Source organism: Autumnicola musiva, from assembly GCF_031846585.1.
Taxonomy (GTDB): Bacteria; Bacteroidota; Bacteroidia; order Flavobacteriales; family Flavobacteriaceae; genus Autumnicola; species Autumnicola musiva.
The window spans coordinates 181178-204201 of sequence record NZ_JAVRHK010000002.1 but is presented as its reverse complement, the minus strand read 5'-3'; the positions used below and the strand labels follow the sequence as shown (position 1 = coordinate 204201).

21 protein-coding genes are annotated in these 23024 nt (G+C 40.0%); 12 read left to right on the top strand and 9 right to left on the bottom strand.

Translation table 11 applies throughout. The features are described from left to right. Positions 1-73: 73 nt before the first annotated feature. From RM539_RS03335 to RM539_RS03325, 3 genes are all read left to right on the top strand, one after another. On the top strand, positions 74-1585 hold the full coding sequence (locus RM539_RS03335; RefSeq protein WP_311502018.1) for a GH3 auxin-responsive promoter family protein: 1512 nt from the start codon (positions 74-76) through the stop codon (positions 1583-1585). 90 nt (positions 1586-1675) lie between these two features. Beyond that, positions 1676-1903: a DUF2281 domain-containing protein gene (locus RM539_RS03330; protein ID WP_311502017.1), complete on the top strand. Its 228-nt coding sequence runs from the start codon at positions 1676-1678 to the stop codon at positions 1901-1903. Beyond that, the gene (locus RM539_RS03325) at positions 1890-2153 is read left to right on the top strand and encodes a hypothetical protein (protein WP_311502016.1); all 264 of its coding nucleotides are present in this window, start codon (positions 1890-1892) and stop codon (positions 2151-2153) included. The genes RM539_RS03330 and RM539_RS03325 overlap by 14 nt, the downstream gene beginning before the upstream one ends. Before the next feature lie 111 nt (positions 2154-2264). On the opposite strand, the gene hemL is transcribed toward RM539_RS03325, so the two are convergent. From hemL to RM539_RS03305, 4 genes are read right to left on the bottom strand one after another with little or no spacing between them, the layout of a single operon-like run. Further along, positions 2265-3554 (bottom strand): glutamate-1-semialdehyde 2,1-aminomutase, encoded by a 1290-nt coding sequence (gene hemL, locus RM539_RS03320; protein ID WP_311502015.1) that lies wholly within the window; start codon positions 3552-3554, stop codon positions 2265-2267. A 14-nt stretch (positions 3555-3568) separates the two neighbouring features. Beyond that, the gene (locus RM539_RS03315) at positions 3569-4378 is read right to left on the bottom strand and encodes a glucosaminidase domain-containing protein (protein WP_311502014.1); all 810 of its coding nucleotides are present in this window, start codon (positions 4376-4378) and stop codon (positions 3569-3571) included. A gap of 2 nt (positions 4379-4380) precedes the next feature. After that, positions 4381-5313 carry a 1-aminocyclopropane-1-carboxylate deaminase/D-cysteine desulfhydrase gene (locus RM539_RS03310; RefSeq protein ID WP_311502013.1) on the bottom strand — a complete coding sequence of 311 codons (933 nt, stop codon included), beginning with the start codon at positions 5311-5313 and terminating at the stop codon, positions 4381-4383. A 42-nt stretch (positions 5314-5355) separates the two neighbouring features. Further along, the gene (locus tag RM539_RS03305; protein WP_311502012.1) at positions 5356-5682 is read right to left on the bottom strand and encodes a hypothetical protein; all 327 of its coding nucleotides are present in this window, start codon (positions 5680-5682) and stop codon (positions 5356-5358) included. A 32-nt stretch (positions 5683-5714) separates the two neighbouring features. Between RM539_RS03305 and RM539_RS03300 the strand changes: the two genes are divergently transcribed. From RM539_RS03300 to RM539_RS03285, 4 genes are all read left to right on the top strand, one after another. Continuing rightward, entirely contained in the window at positions 5715-5885 is a 171-nt protein-coding gene (locus tag RM539_RS03300) for a C1orf53 family protein (RefSeq protein WP_311502011.1), read from the top strand. A gap of 82 nt (positions 5886-5967) precedes the next feature. Beyond that, complete coding sequence (gene hutU / locus RM539_RS03295) at positions 5968-7959, top strand: urocanate hydratase (RefSeq protein ID WP_311502010.1); 1992 nt, start codon at positions 5968-5970, stop codon at positions 7957-7959. A 109-nt stretch (positions 7960-8068) separates the two neighbouring features. Further along, positions 8069-8611, top strand: coding sequence for a DUF4136 domain-containing protein (locus tag RM539_RS03290; RefSeq protein ID WP_311502009.1), 543 nt, complete (start codon positions 8069-8071; stop codon positions 8609-8611). 103 nt (positions 8612-8714) lie between these two features. Beyond that, the gene (locus tag RM539_RS03285) at positions 8715-10469 is read left to right on the top strand and encodes an aromatic amino acid hydroxylase (protein WP_311502008.1); all 1755 of its coding nucleotides are present in this window, start codon (positions 8715-8717) and stop codon (positions 10467-10469) included. Between the two features lies 1 nt (position 10470). Here RM539_RS03285 and RM539_RS03280 read toward each other — a convergent pair whose 3' ends face one another. From RM539_RS03280 to alaS, 3 genes are all read right to left on the bottom strand, one after another. Then, positions 10471-11085 (bottom strand): DUF4230 domain-containing protein, encoded by a 615-nt coding sequence (locus RM539_RS03280; RefSeq protein WP_311502007.1) that lies wholly within the window; start codon positions 11083-11085, stop codon positions 10471-10473. Positions 11086-11416: 331 nt separating this feature from the next. Next, positions 11417-12385, bottom strand: coding sequence for a GSCFA domain-containing protein (locus RM539_RS03275; RefSeq protein ID WP_311502006.1), 969 nt, complete (start codon positions 12383-12385; stop codon positions 11417-11419). A gap of 57 nt (positions 12386-12442) precedes the next feature. Then, complete coding sequence (gene alaS, locus RM539_RS03270) at positions 12443-15058, bottom strand: alanine--tRNA ligase (RefSeq protein ID WP_311502005.1); 2616 nt, start codon at positions 15056-15058, stop codon at positions 12443-12445. Positions 15059-15188: 130 nt separating this feature from the next. Between alaS and RM539_RS03265 the strand changes: the two genes are divergently transcribed. Genes RM539_RS03265 through RM539_RS03245 form a run of 5 tightly spaced genes read left to right on the top strand, consistent with a single transcriptional unit; the run spans position 15189 to position 18351 of the window. Beyond that, positions 15189-16166 (top strand): M23 family metallopeptidase, encoded by a 978-nt coding sequence (locus RM539_RS03265; RefSeq protein ID WP_311502004.1) that lies wholly within the window; start codon positions 15189-15191, stop codon positions 16164-16166. Beyond that, positions 16166-16495, top strand: a complete 330-nt coding sequence (locus RM539_RS03260) for a MerR family transcriptional regulator (protein WP_311502003.1) — start codon at positions 16166-16168, stop codon at positions 16493-16495. The genes RM539_RS03265 and RM539_RS03260 overlap by 1 nt, the downstream gene beginning before the upstream one ends. Before the next feature lie 2 nt (positions 16496-16497). Beyond that, on the top strand, positions 16498-17088 hold the full coding sequence (locus RM539_RS03255; RefSeq protein WP_311502002.1) for a LemA family protein: 591 nt from the start codon (positions 16498-16500) through the stop codon (positions 17086-17088). Between the two features lie 9 nt (positions 17089-17097). Next, the gene (locus tag RM539_RS03250) at positions 17098-17538 is read left to right on the top strand and encodes a TPM domain-containing protein (protein ID WP_311502001.1); all 441 of its coding nucleotides are present in this window, start codon (positions 17098-17100) and stop codon (positions 17536-17538) included. Then, on the top strand, positions 17539-18351 hold the full coding sequence (locus RM539_RS03245) for a TPM domain-containing protein (protein ID WP_311502000.1): 813 nt from the start codon (positions 17539-17541) through the stop codon (positions 18349-18351). A gap of 321 nt (positions 18352-18672) precedes the next feature. Here RM539_RS03245 and RM539_RS03240 read toward each other — a convergent pair whose 3' ends face one another. Beyond that, entirely contained in the window at positions 18673-21417 is a 2745-nt protein-coding gene (locus RM539_RS03240; protein ID WP_311501999.1) for an outer membrane beta-barrel protein, read from the bottom strand. 90 nt (positions 21418-21507) lie between these two features. After that, a complete protein-coding gene (der, locus tag RM539_RS03235; RefSeq protein WP_311501998.1) occupies positions 21508-22812 on the bottom strand; it encodes a ribosome biogenesis GTPase Der in 1305 nt (434 codons plus the stop codon). Positions 22813-23024: the final 212 nt, after the last annotated feature.

The window sequence follows — 23024 nt, the reverse complement described above, 5'->3', positions numbered from 1 at the left end:
AAGTTTAGATTATTTTTAGCCGCACAACCAAAATTGTCCCAAGAATTAAAGGGCATAAAGATAAAAATAAATAATGCCAATTCCCTTAGTAAATTCCGTCGCATCCTGGTTTTTGAAAAAGAGGATCCATCAGATGGAGCTGTTCATGAAATATCCTGAGGAAGTTCAGAATGAGCTTCTTAAAACCCTTATTTCAAAAGCAAAAAATACTGAAATTGGCAGAAAATATGATTTCGATTCTATAAAGAATTATGAAACTTTTGCGGAACGCCTTCCTATAAAAAAATATGAAGATTATGAAGCCTGCATAGAAAGAAGCAGGCGCGGCGAAAATAATATTTTCTGGCCTACACCAATAAAATGGTTCGCCAAATCCAGTGGTACAACAAATGCCAAAAGCAAATTTATCCCGGTAAGTGATGATTCTCTTGAAACCTGCCATTTTTCAGCAGGAAAAGATATGCTATGCATGTACCTGAACAATAATCCACAGTCGCAAATGTTCACCGGAAAAAATCTCCGGCTGGGCGGGAGCAAGGAAATTTACAGGGATAAAGGAACAGCTTACGGAGATCTTTCGGCTATACTTATAGATAATATGCCGTTTTGGGCAGAATTCAGCAGCACACCCAGCAATGAAGTTTCCCTTATGCACGACTGGGAAGTGAAAATGCAGGCGATTGTAGATGAAACCATAAAGGAAAGAGTGACCAGTCTCGCCGGCGTACCTTCATGGATGCTGGTTTTACTGAATAACGTTCTGGAAACCTCCGGCAAAGAAAATCTTTTTGAAGTATGGCCACACCTGGAAGTATATTTTCACGGGGGAGTAAGCTTTAATCCTTATGCGCCGCAATATCAAAAAATTCTTCCTAATGAAGATTTCAGATTTTACGAAATCTATAACGCAAGTGAAGGATTTTTCGCCTGCCAGGACCAAAATGACTCTAAAGATTTACTGCTGATGCTGGACTACGGAATTTTTTATGAATTTATTCCCATGGACACTTATAATACATCTGAAGAAAAGGTAATTCCCCTGGGGGAAGTTGAAATTGGTAAAAATTACGCCGTGGTTATCACTACAAACGCAGGGTTGTGGCGATATAAAATAGGCGATACGGTGAGGTTTACTTCAACCAATCCTTATCGCATAAAGGTTTCCGGCAGGACCAAACATCATATTAATGTTTTTGGAGAAGAGCTGATTATTGAAAATGCTGAAGAAGCACTTAAAAAAGTCTCTCTGGTAACAAATTGTGAAATTAAAGATTATACCGTTGCCCCTGTTTTTATGGAAGGCAGAGAAAAAGGATCACATGAATGGATAGTGGAATTCAAAACTCCACCCAGGGATTTTGAGAATTTTAAAATACAACTGGATAAATCCCTTCAGGAAATTAACAGCGATTATGAGGCCAAACGTTATAATAATATGACGCTGAATATGCCCGTTATTCATAGCGCTCGTGAAAATCTTTTTTATGACTGGCTTAAGAAAAATGACAAATTAGGGGGACAGCATAAAATTCCGCGACTTTCCAATTCCAGAAAATACCTGGAAGAATTGCTGGAAATGATGTAAAAGGCAAAGAGTGGGAAGTTAGACAAGAAAATAATTAAAAAACTGCATAGCTAATTTCAGTATTTCTTATCTTAGAAGAAACCGGGAATAATGACAAGACAAAATTTAATAGAAAACGCGTTGGACAAGTTAGAGAAGCTTCCGGATATCAAAATAGAAGAAGTATCTGATTTTGCTGAATTTTTGTTGAAAAAAATTGAAGATAAAAATTTGACTGAAGGCATCAGAACTTTAGCAACAAACTCTACATCTTATAAATTTCTGAAAGATGAGGAAGAACTTTATTCTACCAAAGACCTGAAGGATGTTTATAAATGAAAAAGGGAGACATTATATTAATCCCTTTCCGTTTACCGATTTCACGGGAGCAAAAAATAGACCGGCTCTAATTTTAGTTGAAACTGTTGAAGACATTACCGTTTCTTTTACCTCTTTGGTTAGATTGAGCAAGTTGGTGACTATAAGCAAAGAATTGGTATTGGGTAGATTGGGCCAATTGAATGAGTTGGAATTAAACGAAATCAATGGAGGGCTGGTTGAACTTCTTGACCTAAAAAATATTAAATAGTAACTTACTCGTTAATTTTCAGTCGATTCCTATTACCTTATTTCTCGAAATTAATACAAAAACCCCACAGGTTTTAAAAACTTGTGAGGTTTCAATCTTTTTTAGCCTTAATTATAAATCTTTCGCTACATTTTCTACCGCGGCTATGGTCTTATCCAAATCGCTGTAAGATAAAGCTTCAGTAATAAACCAGGTTTCAAAAGCACTGGGTGCTATATAAATTCCATTCTCCAGCAATCCGTGGAAGAATTTATTGAACTTCCCGTTTGATGCCGCAGCTGCGGCAGAATCAAAATTCACAACGGGCTCTTCAGCAAAATGGACTGAAATCATAGAACCCATCCTGTTAATAGTATGCACTACATCGTTCGCCTTCAGCGCCTTCTCCATTCCTTTGTGCAAATATTCGGTCTTTTCTTCTATAGAATCATAGATTTCGGACCGCTCACTCAGCTCTTCAAGCATTGCCAAACCGGCTGCCATGGCAAGAGGGTTTCCGCTTAAAGTACCGGCCTGGTACACCGGCCCAACAGGCGCCAGATAATCCATGATTTCATTTCGGGCAGCAAAAGCACCAACGGGCAAGCCGCCGCCAATCACTTTTCCGAAGCATACAATATCGGCATTCACATCTAAACGCTGCTGGACACCACCCTGGGCCAGTCTGAAACCGGTCATTACCTCATCAAAAATCAGCAAAATATCATTGGCATCACATAATTCCCTAAGGCCTTCTAAAAAACCTTCTTTAGGAGGAATGCAACCCATGTTACCGGGAACCGGTTCAATAATAAGGCAGGCAATTTCACCTTTATTGGCATCTATCAGTTGCTGCACGCTTTCCAGGTTATTATAAGTTGCCAGCAAAGTGTCTTTCGCAGTTCCCTGCGTCACACCCGGGCTGTTGGGAGTACCAAAAGTTACGGCTCCACTGCCCGCCTGGATAAGAAAACTATCGCTATGGCCATGATAACAACCAGCAAATTTGATAATTTTCTCTTTCCCTGAAAATCCGCGGGCAAGGCGTACCGCACTCATACAGGCCTCAGTTCCGGAATTTACCATCCTGATTTTATCGATATTCGGCACCATTTGTACCGCCAGGTCTGCGATTTTTGTTTCGAGCTCGGTAGGAGTTCCAAAAGAAGTTCCCTTTTTAGCCCTTTCCACTAAAGCATCAATTACGGGCTGATGTGCATGACCTAAAATAAGCGGCCCCCAGGAATTGATATAATCAACAAGCTGATTTCCGTCTTCATCATAAAGATAGGCTCCTTTGGCCTCTTTAATAAATACCGGATCTCCCCCAACGGCTTTAAATGCACGCACGGGTGAGTTTACTCCTCCGGGAATTACTTTTTGAGCTGAAGCGAATAATTCGCTGCTTCTTTTATAAATCATAACTTTCGTTTTCTTTAATTAATGTACAACACCTGCCCTATAGAAATGGAGGTACCGTCGAGATTATTGGAACGCTGGATTTCAGCAACTGTTGTATTATATCTTTTTGAGATAGAATAAAGGGTATCTCCCTTTTTCACCACATAGGTAGAAGTAGAAGTATCATTACCCTCGGCCAGTTCAGCATAATTTCGGGAAGGTCTCCCCAACACCTCTTCATCAAATTTATATAATTGGTATTTTTCAACCAGGTCAATAAGTTTATCGGGATATCTCCTGTCTGTTGCATAACCCGCTTTTTTGAGGCCTCTCGCCCAACCTTTATAATCATCGGCATCAAGCGTAAACAAATCTGCATACCGCCCTCTTTTTGCTAAAAAAAGAGAATGGTCCCGATAGGAATATTTTGGATCGTTATATTTCCTGAAACACTCCTGCCGGCGGTCGTCATCATGATAAACTTTTGCGCCCTTCCAGTCATGGCATTTTATCCCGAAATGATTGTTTGCCCTTCTGGAAAGTTCGCCACGGCCAGCTCCAGATTCAAGAATGCCCTGCGCCAGCGTAATACTGGCCGGGATTTTATATAGTTTCATTTCTTCCATAGCAATTGGCGCAAAAAGCTGGATGTAATGTTCCACACTTACGGCATAAGTCACGGGGCCACTGTTTTTACGTACATTATTTTCCACTTCAGCAGGTACTACCCTCCTGCTCACCATTTCCCTGTTGGAACCACGCCTGTTCGCTGCTTTTTTCTTACTTCCGCAGGAAAAAAGAAAAACACTCAGCATACATAATAAAACAAGTTGTTTAACCTTCATATTTATAAATGGATTAAGGGCAGATTTTTCTTTTTCAATCGTTTGTTCATTCCGGCAATTCCCTGTATTCCTCCCGTATGGACGGCAAGAATTTTTGAATTCTTCGGAAATTGACCTTTTTCGATCATCGCAAAAATACCAAAAAGTAATTTGCCCGTGTAAACAGGATCCAGCAGAATATTATATTCTTCTTTAAACTGATTGATGAAATTGATCAATTCAGCATTTACCTTTGCATAACCACCAAAATGGTAATCTGTAATAATTTTCCAGTTTTCTTTATTTACGCTCTCTTTTACTTCGGAAGTAAGAAAATCTCCTTTTAATGCTGAAAACCCCAACACCTTATGATGGCTACAGGAGGCATTGATGATTCCAGAAAACGTGCCGCCGGTTCCCACTGAAGTACAGATATAATCAAATTCCTCATCTGCCGAAGTGATTATTTCTTCGCAGCCTTTAATTGCTAAAGCATTTGTTCCGCCTTCCGAAACCAGATAAAAATCACCAAATTCCTTTTTTAATTCTTCAATAAAAACAGCATCTTCTTTGTGTCGGTATTTTTCCCGGGAAATGAATTTAAGTTGCATCCCACAAGAATTGGCAAATTTAAGCGTGTCATTAAATTTTAAAGTTTTCGGCAGGTCATGCCCCAATTCCTCTCCTCTAATAATTCCTATTGTTTTTAGGCCTGATATTTTTCCCGCAACCGCCGTTGCGGAGATATGGTTGGAAAATGCTCCTCCAAAAGTCAGAATTTTGAGCTTTCCCTGCTTTTTTGCTTCAGCGATGTTGTATTTTAATTTTCTAAACTTGTTGCCGGAAACTTCAGGATGCAGCAGGTCTTCCCGCTTCAGATAAAGCGAAATAGTTCCGAAGTTTGTAATGAACTGGTTCGGGACTGCGGTGATTTCAGCATTAAGAAAATCGGCCATAATACAAAGATTAAAAAGCCGCTCCTGCCTCACAATGAAATGCTAGAGATATTTCAGAAAAGACCAGATATTTCTTCGACTTAAATAGGAGAAATCCTTTTCCTGCTGATATGCTTCTTTCTCAAAACTGATGTTCCGGTAAGCCTTATAAGCATTTTTATACTGAAGGCAACGGATAAGAAATTCCGCAGTATACCAGAGGTAGAAAGGAATTATAAGCAACTCAAGCTGTTGTCGCAGATGAATTTTCTCATGATTAATAAAAATTTCATCTCCTTTATAACCGGAATATTTCACGATAATAAAAGGCCACAAACTCACCCCTTTAAAGCCTTTTGCCAGTAAATATTTGTTCACCACCACTATCATTCTTTCAAGATAAGAATTTGTAATTTTGTGCTATGAGTTTTTCTAAGAAAAGAATTCCGTTGGAAGAAGGAGATTACTATCTTACACCGGAAGGTTATAAATGTTTTACCGAACAATATCATCTAAAAAGAGGTTATTGCTGCGAAAGCGGTTGCCGGCACTGCCCCTACGGCTATAACAAAAAAACAAACCGGCAGGAATAAACTTCTCCCGATCCTGCAAAAATGCAGCTTCTATTTCTCCAAAATGCCAAGTGAATTATAGTATGAATCTAAAATTGGGAAAATGAATTATAAAAAGCAGGTACTACAGGGAATTCCTTCAGAATTGCCAGAAAAGAAGCCTTACAACGAGGAGGCAAATCATGCGCCAAAACGCAAAGATATTTTAACTGCGGAAGAGAAAAAACTGGCGCTGGAAAATGCCTTACGGTATTTTGAACCCAGGCACCATGAAATTTTACTACCGGAGTTTAAGGGAGAGCTGGAGAAGTTCGGCCGTATTTATATGTACCGTTTTAAGCCTGATTACGAAATATATGCCCGGCCAATTGAAGAATATCCCGGGAAATGCCTGCAGGCAAAAGGAATCATGCTCATGATCCAGAACAACCTGGATCCACAGGTAGCCCAACATCCGGAAGAATTGATTACCTACGGAGGCAATGGCTCGGTTTTCCAAAATTGGGCGCAATACCTGCTTACCATGAAATACCTGGCTGAAATGGAAGAAGACCAAACACTGGCTGTTTATTCCGGCCATCCCATGGGCCTGTTCCCTTCCAATAAATACGCCCCACGTGTAGTGGTGACCAACGGTATGATGATTCCCAATTATTCAAAACCTGATGATTTAGAGAAATATAATGCCCTTGGCGTAACACAGTACGGGCAAATGACAGCGGGAAGTTATATGTACATTGGTCCGCAGGGGATTGTTCACGGCACCACCATCACCATTTTAAATGCAGGCAGGAAAATTGCCAAAAACGGTGAAGACCTTAGCGGAAAATTATTTGTTACCTCCGGTCTGGGAGGCATGAGCGGTGCCCAGCCAAAAGCGGGAAATATCGCCGGCTGTATCACCGTTTGTGCTGAAGTGAACCTAAAAGCCATTGAAACCAGGCACAGCCAGGGTTGGATAGATGAAGTTATTAATGATTTAGCGGAATTAGCTGAAAGAGTTAAAAAAGCAAAAGAAGGAAAAGAAGTTGTTTCCATTGCTTACCACGGCAATATTGTGAAAGTATGGGAATATTTTGATAAAGAGAATATATTTATTGACCTGGGAAGTGACCAGACTTCGCTGCACAACCCCTGGTCCGGTGGGTATTATCCTGCAGGCCTGACTTTTGAAGAAGCACAACAATTAATGTCTGCAGATCCTGAAGCCTTTAAAGAGAAAGTACAGGAAAGTTTAAGACGGCAAACCGCGGCTATAAATAAACATACCGCCCGCGGCACCTATTTCTTCGACTATGGAAATGCATTTTTACTGGAAGCTTCCCGTGCCGGGGCCGATATTATGGCTGAAGACGGGCAGCAGTTTAAATACCCCAGTTATGTGCAGGATATTATGGGTCCCATGTGTTTTGATTATGGCTTTGGGCCTTTCCGCTGGGTTTGTACTTCAGGAAAAGAAGAAGACCTGCTAAAAACTGATAAAATCGCCACGGAAGTGCTTCAGGAATTAAAAGAAGACGCCCCGGAAGAAATTCAGCAGCAAATGGCAGATAATATCAATTGGATTAAAGGTGCACAAGAGAATAAACTCGTGGTAGGCTCACAGGCCAGGATTCTTTATGCTGATGCGATAGGACGTATAGCAATTGCCAAAGCATTTAATGATGCTATTGCAAAAAATGAAATAGGACCTGTAGTTTTAGGAAGGGATCATCATGATGTTTCCGGCACAGATTCTCCCTATCGAGAAACCAGTAATATTTACGATGGCTCCGGCTTTACGGCAGATATGGCCATACAAAATGTAATTGGGGACAGCTTTAGAGGTGCTACCTGGGTAAGCATTCACAATGGCGGCGGAATAGGCTGGGGAGAGGTAATAAATGGTGGATTCGGCATGATTCTTGAGGGTAATTCTTTATCTGAAGAGCGACTAAAGTCCATGCTTTTTTGGGATGTAAATAATGGCATTGCGAGGCGCTCCTGGGCGAGAAATAAAGGAGCAATCTTTACGGCAAAGCGAGCTATGCAAATGGAGCCGGGATTAAAATTAACCATTCCTAATTTGGTGGATGAGGCGCTTCTAAAAGATTAGATGTATATCAACTTTAACTTAAATTATAAGCCCTTTAGCGGGCAGATAACAAAGGCCAATAGCAACCAGTACTAAGGGAGGTTTAACGGCCGATTAAAATTTTATGAAAATGAAAATATTAAAATTTACACCATTTCTGTTGCTTGCCACAGTTTTAATAACTTCCTGCAGCACTGTACAGGTTGCTTCCGATTATGACCGCGAAGCCAATTTTGGTTCTTATAATACCTATGCTTTTTTTAAGCCGGGAATTGATAAAGCTGAAATTTCAGACCTTGATAAAAAAAGGATCCTGAGAGCTATTGAGCAGGAAATGAACAAAAAAGGCTTTACAAAATCTGAAAACCCCGATCTTTTGGTAAGCATTTTTACAAAAACGAATGAAAATATTAATATTTATCAAAACAATATGCCCGGCTGGGGATATGGTTGGGGATGGAGCCCATGGTACTGGGGATCTGGTTATAATACCGTAAACCGTACAAGTGAAGGAACTTTATATTTGGACCTCATTGACTCTGAAGATATGGAACTGGTTTGGCAGGGAATGGGAACTGCTGCCCTGGCAGAGAAAGTTGAAAGGAAACAGGAGCGAATTAATGAAATTGTAAGTAAAATTTTAGAAAAATATCCTCCGGGATCAAATGAATAGATCTTTATCCGGCCCCTTTAGAGGGGCTTTTTTAATTTTCAGCCGTTCCGGAAACATCATTTTGAACTGCAAATTGCTTACCTTTAGTTCAAACCACACAATTATGCTTGATAAAATTCAATCCAACGAAATACTGGACCGGCTGCCGGCACACCTTCAGCAATATATAAAACCGCAGAATTACGACAATTATACGCCCGTTAACCAGGCGGTGTGGCGTTATGTAATGCGCAAAAATGTGCAATATCTTAGTAGAGTGGCCCATTCCTCTTATCTGGAAGGATTGAAGAAAACAGGAATTTCCATAGACCATATTCCTAATATGTACGGGATGAACAGAATTTTAAAGGAAATTGGCTGGGCAGCGGTTGCTGTGGACGGTTTTATTCCGCCAGCTGCATTTATGGAATTTCAGGCCTTTAACGTACTGGTGATCGCCAGTGACATCAGACAACTCGAGCATATTGAATATACCCCCGCACCAGATATTATCCACGAAGGTGCCGGCCACGCTCCAATTATTGCCAATCCTGAATATGCTGAATACCTGAGGAGGTTTGGTGAAATTGGTTGTAAGGCAATTTCCAGTTCCCGGGATTATGAAATCTATGAAGCCATACGCCTGCTCAGTATCTTAAAAGAAGCTGAAGATACCCCCGAAGAGGAAATTAAAGCAGCTGAAGAAAAAGTGGATTTTCTACAGAACAACATAGAAACAACCAGTGAAATGGCGCAAATACGAAATTTGCACTGGTGGACGGTGGAATATGGTTTAATAGGCACGCCTGAAAATCCGAAAATTTACGGTGCCGGACTTTTATCTTCCATTGGAGAAAGCACCTGGTGCATGACCGATAAAGTAGCAAAACTGCCCTACACTATTGAAGCTGTTAAGCAGGATTTTGATATTACCAAACCTCAGCCCCAGCTTTATGTCACACCAGATTTTGCTCACCTAAGCCTGGTGCTGGAAGAATTTGCAAATTCTATGGCATTACGTAAAGGTGGACTGGAAGGTATTCAGAAGCTGATAGACTCTAAAAATATTGGAACCATTGAATTAAGTACCGGCTTACAAATATCTGGAGATTTTACTGATGTAATTGAAAAAGACGGGAAACCGGTTTACATTAAAACCAAAGGAAAAACGGCATTGTCTTACCGGGAAAAGGAACTGGTGGGTCATGGCACCGAAAATCATCCTGATGGTTTTGGTTCTCCTATTGGTAAACTAAAGGGGATTAATCTTGCTATTGAAGATATGAGTCCCCGTGATCTAAGGGCTTATGATATTTATGAAGGTGAAGATGTAAAACTGGAATTTGAAGGTGGCATTGTGGTAAAAGGAGAAATAATTACCGGCACCCGAAACCTGCAGGGAAAAATCATCCTTATCAGCTTTAAAAATTGCACTGTAACAAATGGAGAAAAGATTCTATTTAGACCGGAATGGGGAAGATTTGATATGGCTGTTGGAAAAGAAATAATATCGGCTTTTGCTGGACCAGCCGATAATTATTCATTTGATCTGATTACTCACAAAACTTCTTCCACAACCATAAAAAGTAAGAAGACGCCGGAGCGGGAAGAGTTGGAAAATCTTTACGAAGCGGTAAGGCATATACGAGAAGGAAAAAACACAAAATTTTCCCTGAATGCTGCTTTTGATATCCTGAAGAAACATCACCCAAAGGACTGGCTGCTTTCCGTAGAAATTTATGAGCTTGCTGTTTACAAAGATCAGAAACTTGCAAATGAAGTACTGGACCACCTGGAAAACCTTAAATCCAAAAGACCGAAAACTGCTCATTTAATTGAAGATGGAATACGCATGGTCAATGCACAGCTGGTAAGCTAATCTACATTTTGATTTCTTCCAGTTCTTCTGAATTCTGAATTGGATTTTCATTATAGGTTAGCTTCCATCCCATGGAACTGGTGAGAATGTATATTTTCTGAAGCTCGCTTATAAGCCGGTTTTTTGCATTTGATTTTAAATTGGAGTTTTCGACTTTCCTTCGGATGGACTTATTGATGCGCTCTTTTATTTTATTATAATCTGAAGCATCAAACTTATTTAGATAATCCTGGGTAACATCGTAATATTGAATATCCGGATTTATATTTATTTCTTCTTCAGGAATAGAGATAATATTCACAATTTTTTCATCTTCATTCACCTCAACCTGCAGCTTACTTAAATCATATGCTACGCTTACTTCCGCGTTTACAATAATTAGCGCTTTTTTGCGGGCAGAAAATATATCCAGATAAAACTTTTTTGAATCTTTATAGGAATAAACTTGTGAAAAAGTGCCTTCGGTTACTACCAGTTTTCCAACGTTGCGGATCTGTTCCTGTATTAATGAAGTATTTTCATGGAGCCTTTCACGCTCATTTTTTTGATTTTGATAGTATTTATATGCAAAGAAAAGAAGTAAAATTCCCAGGACTCCCAACAGGACTTTTTTCATATTATAATTTTGGAGTAAAATACAAAGAAAATTCCTTCAGGAGTAATAAATGTAAGAAACGCATTTATGTAAGGCTTCAAAGAGGAATTAGGTTCGTTTCATAAAGCACTAATGGGCGGCCCCACCCGTCCATTAGATTAACTTACTAAAATCTACCCCAACAAATTTTAGATTTACAAACCTCAATAGTTAGCAGTAAAGAATGCGCATTCTTTACTAAATGTATAACTTTCAGGATCTGCAATGTAAAAATACAGTTTATTTAAAATCCCAAATCAATTTGGAATTTAAATTAAGGTTATATCTACCTAAATGCTAGTTGAGTAACATGTTAAAACCTGATATGTGAAAACTGTGACCGCAGGTCATTAATCCTATCCTGAAGTTGTTTCTGGAATTTTTGATGAGCCCTGGATTTGCTGTTAAAAGAACGGTGTGAAAGGCTTTTCTGAATCTTCTCAACTTCCTTCATTGTTCCCTCAGCGTCAGAAGAAACCCATACTTCATAAAAATGATTCCAGATATATTCCACTGCAGTTTTATTAGGGTGAAGCATATCTTCCGCATAAAACCTGTAATCCCGTAATTCATCCATCATAATTTCATAACTGGGAAAATAAGAGAGGGTCCTGTTCCATTCCTCATTTTGGGAAAATTCGGCCAGGCACTGTTGCAATGCAGCTATAAGATTAGCCTTAGACCACTGATTATCTACAAATCCATCTTTTAGGTGCCTTACCGGCGAGATATTAAATATAACTGAGGCATTGGGATTAATCAGGTGAATAGAAGATAAAATCTGCAGCAGACTCTGCCTTATCTCATCTACCGTCATAAGCCGTTTTTCAAATTCCTGCTGTGGAACCTTATGGCAGTTGGCAACCGTTATACCAAGATCTTTATGATAATATCCCCACCCGGTTCCCAAAGTGATGACTATATGAGTAGCCGATTTCAGGAATTTATCTGAATTTCTTAAACCTGAATTCAGATCCTGCAGCAGATTTTTCTTATTACTGCTACTTAATTCAGAATGTGCTTCAAAACAATGCCATTGCTCGTTTTGCCTGAAAACATCCTCGTCTTTAAATTTATATTTGGAAACCAGGCGTTCCAGAAAATTTTCAATAGCCAATGGATGAAAAAATATACCGAAAGGATTACGGTAATTCTGAAATTTAAAATAATCCAGTTTTTCTCCAATGTTCCCGGTAAAACAGGAACCCAGCATAAAAATTTTAGAATGGTAATTTATTTTTGGCTGCTGTTCCTCTGCAGGTATTATTGTTCTGAATTTCATGTATTCTTTTGCTTTTGGATAAAGGCACCAAACATTGAACTTATGCGGCAAAAAAGTTTATTTCACAAAGTCTTTTGCCTTTTGCAGGGCTTCATTTAAGCCTGAAGGATTTTTTCCTCCGGCCGTGGCAAAGAAAGGCTGTCCGCCGCCGCCGCCCTGGATATATTTTCCGAGCTCCCGCACAACATTCCCGGCGTTTAAATCTTTTTCGGTAACCAGGTTTTTAGAAATATAGCAGGAAAGTAAAGCCTTGCCGTTCTGCTCGGTGCCGAAGACAAGAAAAAGGTTTTCCATTTCATTGTCAAGCTGAAAAGCCAAATCTTTTATTCCACTTGCATCCAGATCTACCAGTTTTGCCAAAAAGTTAATGCCATTTATTTCTTTGACTTCATTTTTAAGGTCAGATTTTAAAGCTTTTGCCTTATCCTTCAGCAGACTTTCCACCTGCCTTTTTAATTCTGAATTTTCCTCTTGGATGCTGCTTATGGATTTCACAGGATCCTTTGAGTTCTTCAGAAGTAATTTTACCTCCTGCAAAGTTTTGTCCTGATTGGCAAAATAGTCTTTTACGGCATCTCCGGTTATGGCTTCAATTCTTCTAATTCCTGAAGCCACAGCGCTTTCTCCAACAATTTTAAAATACCAGATATGTGAAGTTTTCTGCACGTGGGTTCCACCGCAAAGCTCCATGGAATCGCCAAAGCGAATGGCCCTTACCGAATCTCCATATTTCTCCCCAAATAATGCTATAGCACCCTGATCTATAGCTTCCTGGTATACCAGGTCACGCTGCTCTAAAAGTTCATGATTTTCCTTTATTCTTGTATTCACAAAAGCTTCCACTTCTTCCAGCTTTTCTTTAGAAACTTTACTGAAATGGGAAAAATCAAACCTCAAGTAGCCGCTTTGCACCATAGAGCCTTTTTGCTCCACATGTTCACCCAGGATATTTCTAAGTGCCTGGTGCAGCAAATGGGTGGCGGTATGGTTGGCCGCCGTGCGGGCACGCTGTTCTGCATCTACAATTGCTGTAAAACCAGCTTGGGGATCTTCAGGCAGCGTTTTGGCAAAATGGATGATCTGGTTATTTTCCTTTTTAGTATTGATGATGTAGGTAACATTTCCGTTGGCTGCTTCCAGGTAACCTTTATCGCCTACCTGCCCCCCGCCTTCAGGATAAAACGGTGTTTTATTCAGCACGATCTGGAATAGCTCTCCCTGCTTTTTGGTTTCCACTTTACGATATTTGGCAATTTTAACTTCGGCTTCCAAATGGTCATAACCTACAAAAGATTCTTTTTCAATGTCATTCAGCTCTACCCAATCCCCGGCGGTAATTTGTGTAGCTGCGCGGGAACGGTCTTTTTGCTTTTTCAGCTCTGCTTCAAATTCCTCTTCATTAAGATCATAACCGCGCTCTCTTAGAATTAGCGCTGTCAAATCTATAGGAAAACCATAAGTGTCATAAAGCTCAAACGCCTTCTTTCCTGAAATCTTTTTTCCTTCAGCCTCTTCAATAATATTTTCCAGCAGCACCAGTCCCTGGTCTAAAGTTCTCAGGAAAGAATGTTCTTCTTCCTTGATCACATTTTCGCACAGCTGTTTCTGAGATTTCAGTTCAGGAAAGGCATCGCCCATTTGCCGGCTTAAAGTATCCACGAGCTTGTAGATAAATGGTTCTTTGGTATCAAGAAAAGTAAATCCGTAGCGAATCGCCCTTCTTAAAATCCTTCTTATCACGTACCCGGCGCCGGTATTGCTCGGCAATTGCCCGTCTGCAATAGAAAAAGTTACTGCCCGCACATGATCTGCAATTACACGAATGGCAATATTTGTTTTTTCTGAAGTACCGTATTTACTGTTGGTTACCGCTTCAATTTCATGGATTAACGGTGTAAAAACATCGGTTTCATAATTGGACTGTTTCCCTTGCAAGACCATACAAAGGCGCTCAAAGCCCATCCCTGTGTCTATATGTTTTGCAGGCAAATCTTCCAGGGAACCATCAGCTTTGCGATTATATTGCATAAAAACCAGGTTCCAGATTTCCACCACCTGCGGATGGTCTGCGTTAACCAGGTCGCGGCCGGGTTTTTCAGCTTTTTCTGCTTCAGAACGAATATCGATATGAATTTCTGAACAGGGTCCGCAAGGCCCCTGATCTCCCATTTCCCAAAAATTGTCTTTTTTATTGCCGTAGATGATTCTTTCTTCAGGAACAATAGCTTTCCAAAGTTCCAGTGCCTCGGTATCCAGCTCCAGCTTATCAGTAACTTTACTTCCCTCAAAAACCGATACATAGAGATTTTCAGGATTTATTTTATAAACCTTTGTTAGCAACTCCCAGGCCCAATGAATGGCTTCTTTTTTGAAATAATCACCAAAGCTCCAGTTCCCAAGCATCTCAAACATGGTATGGTGGTAGGTATCATGGCCCACCTCTTCCAGGTCATTATGTTTCCCGCTAACCCGCAAACATTTTTGAGTATCGGTAACACGGGAGTTTTTAGGTTTGGAATTTCCCAAAAAGAATTCTTTAAACTGATTCATCCCGGCATTGGTAAACATCAACGTTGGATCATCTTTAATAACCATGGGTGCCGATGGCACTACGGAATGTTCTTTGCTTTTAAAAAATTCGAGAAACTGGTTTCGGATATCCTGCGATTTCATGAAGCTTTTCTGTTCTGATTTTACAAAATTATGACGGCGATAAAACAATTGTTATATTTGTTCGTTTACCGTTTAAATTTGCACAGTAATTGTGCAGTATTGAATGGCAAAAATAGCATAAATTTAACTCATGTCGAAGGTTAAATATTTTTACGATAGCGAGACCCTTTCCTATAAAAAAATCGAGCGCCGCAAAGGCCGGAAATTAGGAATTATCCTGTTGAGTATCCTTAGTTCATTCCTGGCTGGTTTTATCCTGCTGGTAATTTACCTGAACATTCCCCAGATTGAAACCCCGCAGGAAAAGGCGCTAAAAAGAGAATTGCAAAACATGAAACTGCAATACGGGCTACTGAACAAGAAGATGGACCAGATCCAGGACGTTTTAGCTAATGTGGAAGACCGGGACAACAACATTTACAGACTTTATTTTGAAGCGAACCCTATTCCCGAAGAGCAAAGAAAAGCAGGTTTTGGAGGGATAAACAGGTATAAAGACCTGGAGGGTTTTGATAATTCCAAACTCATTATCCAAACCAGCAAACGTATGGACATACTTACCAAGCAGCTGGTGGTACAGTCTAAATCTTTAGATGAAATTGCGGAACTGGCAAAAGAAAAAGAAAGTTTACTGGCGGCAATTCCTGCTATTCAACCGGTAAAAAATGAAGATTTAAAGAAAATTGCCTCCGGATACGGCTGGAGAACCGATCCTTTTACCAAAGTGAAAAAATTTCATTACGGCATGGATTTCAGTGCTCCCCGGGGGACTCCTGTCTACGCCACGGGCGACGGCCGGATAAAAAGAGCAGATAACCGCTCAACCGGGTATGGAAACCATATTAGAATAGACCATGGCTATGGCTATACCAGCCTTTATGGACATCTTTACAAATATAATGTAAGACCAGGCCAAAGGGTGAAGCGCGGGGATGTAATTGGATTTGTGGGAAGCACAGGCCGTTCTGAAGCGCCACACCTGCACTACGAAATCTTTAAAGATGACGACAGGATAAATCCTATAAATTTTTACTACGGCAACCTTTCTCCTGAAGAGTTTGATCAAATTCTGGAAAAAGCACAACAAGAAAATCAATCTCTGGATTAATGCACATCAATCTTCCTGAAAAACGCTATTACAGCATTGGCGAAGTTGCCGAAGCTTTCAAGGTTAATACCTCCTTAATTAGGTTTTGGGAGAAGGAGTTTGACGTGATCAAACCTAAAAAAAATGCCAAAGGCAATAGGAAATTTACCCAGGAAGATATTAAAAATCTCGAGCTCATATTCCATCTGGTAAAAGAGCGTGGATTTACCCTTGAAGGTGCCAAGATTCATCTTAAAGAAGAAAAGCAGGAAACCCTTAACAATTTTGAAATTATTCGTAAGTTAGAGCGAATAAAAGCGACCTTAACAAACATCAAAAATCAGTTATAATTATGAAGAAATGGCTTATCCCCACAGTTATTATTGTTGTTGTGGCAATTATAATTTACAGCCTTACTGCAGGTGTTAACAATACCGCCGTGGAACTTGAAGAAGGCGTTAAGCAAACCTGGGCCAATGTAGAAACTTCTTATCAGAGAAGAAGTGATCTTATTCCAAATCTTGTGAATACCGTTAAAGGGGCAGCCGACTTTGAGCGGGGTGCTTTAACAGATGTTATTGAAGCCCGCGCCAAAGCAACTTCGGTAAACGTTAACGCCGATGACCTGGACCCGCAACAAATTCAGCAATTTCAACAGGCACAAGGCGGGGTAAGCTCAGCTCTTTCCAGGCTTTTGGTAACCGTGGAAAGATATCCTCAATTGCGGGCCAATCAGAATTTTCAGCAATTACAATCACAATTAGAGGGAACGGAAAATCGTATAAGTGTCGCCAGAACCCGATATAATGAATCGGTTAGAGAATATAATACTTACATTCGTAAATTCCCAAACAACATTTTTACAGGGATGTTCGGGTTTGAGAGAAAACCGCCTTTTGCAGCAGAAGCCGGAGCAGAAAACGCCCCTGAAGTAGAATTTTAATAACGAGATATGAGTAAACCTGAAGAATTTCTAACTAAAACTGAAGAGGAAGAAATTGTAGAAGCAATCCGTACTTCCGAGAAGAATACTTCGGGAGAAATCCGGGTGCATCTTGAGAAATCCACCGGTGGCAAAGATATTTTTGATCGTGCCATGGAGGTTTTTCACATGCTCAAGATGGATAACACCAAACAGGACAATGGTGTACTTATATATGTTGCCGTAGAAGATCGCAATTTTGTGATTTATGGTGACAAGGGTATAAATGATGTGGTTGAAAATGATTTCTGGGAAAGTACCAAAGACGCTATTGTAGCGCAATTTAAACAAGGAAAGTTTAAGCAGGGGCTGGTTGACGGTGTTTTAAAAGCCGGAAAAGAATTGCAAAAACACTTCCCCTGGAAAGAAAATGATGTAAACGAACTTTCTGATAAAATCTCTAAAGGATAGATGCTTATACTTTCTAAAAAGCTTAACCTAACACTATTATTTCTTTTTGCCTTTACCGGTATTCTTCTTGCGCAACGGGATATCCCGCCAAAGCCTTCAGAAGAAACCAGCGTCTATGACGAAGCAGATATGTTATCTTCTTCTGATGAACAAAGGTTGGAGCAGAAACTTGTTAATTATGCCGATACCACTTCCACACAAATTGTTGTGGCGACTATTCAATCCCTTAACGGGGAATATGCCGGCACTTACGCTGCGCACTGGGCACAGGAATGGGGAATTGGGCAAAGCAAAAATGATAATGGCTTATTGATTCTTCTAGCTGAAGATGATCGTAAAGTCTGGATCACTACCGGATATGGTCTGGAAGAATATCTTACCGATGCCAATACTAAAGATATTATTGAAAATATTATCCTGCCGGAATTTAGACAAAATGATTATTACGCAGGCCTAAATAAGGGAACCAACGCAGTATTTGAAGTACTTAGCGGTACTTTTGAAGGCACACCAAACCGTGGAAACAATTCTCAGGGAACTCCTATCAGAACAATTATTTTCTTTATTGTATTTATCGTTATTCTGGTAGCCCTGAGCAAGAAAAGAGGTGGCGGGAGAAACGGCGGCCGCAGAAGCGGCAGAAGCACCCTTTTTGATGCAGTTATTCTAAGTTCACTGGGCCGCGGCACCTTTGGTGGTGGCGGTGGCTTTGGCAGCGGCGGAGGTGGCGGCTTTGGAGGAGGCGGTGGCTTTGGCGGCGGAGGCTTTGGCGGCGGAGGCTTTGGCGGAGGCGGCGCTGGCGGAAGCTGGTAGTTCAATTGACCATTGGAAATGAAGAATGTTCAATGGAATCAAGAGACAAGGATCCGAGAATCAAGAAATCACGAACAATTTTTAACAGGAAAACCTAAGTCTAAAACAGTCAACTGCAATTGGAAAAGGCGATATAAAATAAAAAATAAGGATCAGGAAATTGAATTCAACTGCCTGAAAGAGAATCAACTATAATCACAACAGCCAAAAACGATAAATGGAAGATTATCCTTTTTAAACAGACAGGAGACCGGATCTTTATCTGCAGCAGATCATCCGATAAATTGTTAGTATCCCACAACTGATAGCAATTCTTAAAGATTACCTCCTTCCTCCCGGCGCCCCTCTTCCCGGGCCGGAATTTCCTCCAAAATTGCTGATTTTATAAGTAAAGCTAAGCATGGCATACCTGGTAAGGATAAGGCTGCTCACATCTTGTATATAATCATCTCCTATTATCCTTCTGGTATCAATATTCTGATCCAGGAGATCATAAACTTTGACCTTAATAATTGCATTGTCATCCAGGAACTCATAACCGAGGCTCATATTCCATAAAATAGAGGTGTTATCAAACCCGGGGGAGACATTTCCGGAGTAATTATAAGAAATATCATTTCCGAAAACCACATTTTCAGGCCAGTAGGTAGTAGTTTCGAAACCTATCCGGTGATTGAGAAAATCTTCATTCCGGTCTGGATTAGCACCATATTCAGTTTTATTAAATGTAAGCTCGTAGTTAGGCTCTATATTGAGTAATTCTTCTATCTCATAACTTAAACGTACCCTGGGGCTGACACTGTAACGTTCCGAATTAAATTTTACAGCATTTGTAAACCCAACATTTTTGCTGTAATTCCCACTAACCCCAACATTGTACCTGAACGTTCTGGCTTCTTTTTTATATTGCTTGTTATAGAAAACTCCCATGTTGGCCCCCATGGCTCCGTCTACATTAGTAAAAGTAGTGGTCCTTACAAGATCTTCATCTACCGTAGTTACCGAAACAACATTGTTATTGGTAAAGTCAAAATTCAACCAGCTAAAAACTCCGCTACGTGTAGCAAAGTCAAAATTACGGTAATCTATGTTAATACTTTGGCGGTATGTAGGCTCCAGTTCCGGGTTACCCACCACAATATTTAATGGATTCGTCCTGTCAACAACAGGTTGCAACTGTTGGATGGAAGGAATATCTACATCGGTATCATATCGGATGGAAAAACTTTTGGAACGTTCAATCTCATAACGTACCCTTGCTTCCAGAAATAAGTTATTATAAGTATTATCAAATGAAGTTTTCTCCAGATAATTACTATTTTCCAGACTTGTATTTAACAGGCCCACTTCAGTATTAACCCGCCATACATCCCCTTCATAATTTAATCCAACATTAGGAGTATGTCTCCTGCTGGTCACCTCAAAGTCACTACTTAAAAGTTCGTTTAGCTGATCAAAACTTTCATCGGCATCATCACCTTCATAAACGTACCTTTTATTAGTGGAATTCTCATAATCGAAGTCGTAGGAAATATCCAGAAAGAATTGATCGGCCAGAACACTTCTTTTACTCACCTCAAAAGAATAGCTGTTTTGTTTTGCATCTTCATCTATATATTGATCCTGAATCTCAGTCACAGCTTCCCCATTTTCATAAAACATACTTTCAGAATAGTAAAAATTGTCATTTTCCCGGCGGTTATGGTCATTGGAAAATTCTAACTGTAAGTAGGAACCACGGCTACCAAAACGTTTTATAAAATCTATGTCATTACTAAAATCCACATTATTAAACTCTTCATTATCTGAGGTTTCTGTACTGTTAATAAGATCCTGATTCTCATCCAGAGATTCCGCTATCCTGCTGCGATTGTTCTGCCCCGTGTTAATATTCATTCGCGGCTGGACTGAAAGCCTGGTAAGTGTGTCAAATTCAATTTCAAAGCCTATATTGGCATTATGCTCGTCATTTAGTACATTGCTGCTCTGCTCTGAATTAGTGAAATAACGGGAATCGGGAAGAATGTTTTCCCGGGCCACTACGGTACGGGTCTCTGTATCTCCTCTTTCAAATAAATAATCTGCAGATAGTTCAATTTCCTTTTCTTCCTTCCATTTGTTTACAAAATTTAATGCGGCAGTTTCTGCTTTTGTGATTCCTCCACCTCCGCCACCAAAGATATTTCTTCCGGCAGTCCTACCCATCATACCAAAAACCTCATCATAGCTAAAACCTGATGTATTGATGTTATTGGAAGCTCCAAGAACGGTTAAACGGAGATCATCTTTATAATAATTACCTATGCCGCTCAATTCGTAACGATCATCTGTTCCTCCGCCGGCAGTTGCCCTGGCAAAGTAGCCTTGATTCTTATCTTCTTTAATGGTGATATTTACAGTTTTATTATCGGGATCTCCAGCTTTCCCGGTGAATTCTTCAGATTTAGTTTTAGTATTAACCACCTGAATTTTACTAATAATTTCCTTCGGAAGGTTTTTTGTAGCAATCTTAGGATCATTTCCGAAGAATTCTTCTCCGTTTACAAGTATCCGCGACACTGGCTTACCATTCACGGTGATATTTCCTTCATTATCCACTTCCACCCCCGGAAGTTTCTTCATTAATTCTTCCAGATTTGCATCCTGGCGGGTGGTAAATGAATCTGCATTAAATTCTAGTGTATCCCTTTTAACGCTAATAGGAGGACTGGTAGCGGTAATCATTACCTCATCCAGTTCATTATCCTGGATTTCCATATTAATTTGCGGCAGCTCAAGGTTTCCTGATTGAAGTTCCAGCGATTGACGGTAAGGTTGATAACCAGCAAAAGATATTATAAGATTGGTTCTGGTAGCACCCGATGTTCTTCCGGTAAGTTGGAAACCTCCGTCTTTTTCTGAAATGGTATAGGTAACAAGACTGCTATCTGCTGCTTTTTCGAGATATACAGTAGCTGCCTCCAAAGGTTGTCCTTCTTCATCTACTACTTTTCCTGTAACTTCAAATTGTTGGGAGAATGCAAAACCTGATACAAAAATCAGGGCGAGACTAAGATAAAATTTCATTTAACTGATGGTTGATTAACGAATTCGGGAAGTTTTCGGTATTCCCGGTATCCTTATGACTAATCAAAACCTTAAAAGTTTAAAGAAAAGTTATTTTTTTCTGAAATAAATTGTAATTGGCACTCCTTTTAAATCAAATTCCTTACGAAGTTTATTCTCTATAAAGCGTTTATAAGGATCTCTTACGTACTGTGGCAGGTTACAAAAAAAAGCAAATTGCGGCTGTGGAGTTGGTAATTGGGTACAGAATTTAATTTTTACATATTTGCCCTTGTAAGCCGGTGGCGGATTATTTTCAATTATTGGTAACATTATATCATTGAGTTCCCGTGTTTTTATCTTTTGACTCCTATTTTCAAAAACTTTTACCGCAGTTTCAATAGCTTTAAAAACCCTCTGCTTTGTAAGCACCGAAATAAACACTATCGGTACATCTGTAAAAGGTTCAATTTCTCTCCTGATGTGAGCCTCGTATTCTTTAAGCGTATTGGTCTCTTTTTCCATAAGATCCCATTTATTCACTAAGATTACTATTCCTTTCCGGTTACGGTGTGCCAGCCAGAAAATATTCTGCACCTGCCCGTCAAATCCCCGCTGCGCATCCAAAACCACCAGGCAAACATCACAATTCTCTATTGCCCTTACTGAACGCATTACGGAATAAAATTCCAGGTCTTCCTTTACCTTCGATTTTCTACGAATTCCGGCTGTATCAACCAGGTTAAATTCAAACCCAAACCTGTTATAGCGGGTGTCTATAGAATCCCTTGTAGTTCCGGCAACATCAGTAACTATATACCTTTCCTCCCCAATAAGAGCATTAATAAAAGAAGATTTTCCGGCATTTGGCCTTCCCACTACGGCAAACCTTGGCAGTTCATTTTCTTCTTCAGCTTCAGTTTCAGGCAGGGCAGCTACAAGAGCATCAAGCAAATCTCCCGTCCCGCTCCCATTAGTACTTGCTATAGGAAAATATTCCCCCAGGCCCAGATTGTAGAATTCCACGGCATTAGCCAGACGCTTATTATTATCAACTTTATTTACCGCCAAAAATACCGGTTTTTCCACCTTTCGCAGAAGAGAGGCAACATCATCATCCATAGGAGTTATCCCGGTTTCCACATCTACCATAAAGATAATGGCATCGGCCTCATCTATGGCCAATTCTACCTGCCGGTCTATTTCATCTTCAAAAACATCTTCACTCCCTTTGGCATAGCCACCGGTATCGATGAGGGAAAAATTTCGCCCGTTCCAGTCGGATTTACCATAGTGGCGGTCACGCGTAACTCCGCTCACAGCATCTACAATAGCTTCCCTGCGCTGGATTAACCGATTAAAAAAAGTAGACTTTCCTACGTTAGGCCTTCCCACAATGGCTACAATATTACCCATATCAATTATTTTAAAATGGCAAAATTAAGGGTTTTAAAACAATCCTGCCTCAAAAAAAAATTATCTAATTTAAAATCATTATCGGCCGGTTAAAAATTAAAACCGCTTTGCTGCAAGAAATACGAATAAAGATTTGATCCAAACAAACTGATGATCATCAATATTTTTGAGTTATCCATCTGAAAAAGTTTAAAAGAATATCAAAAGCAGAC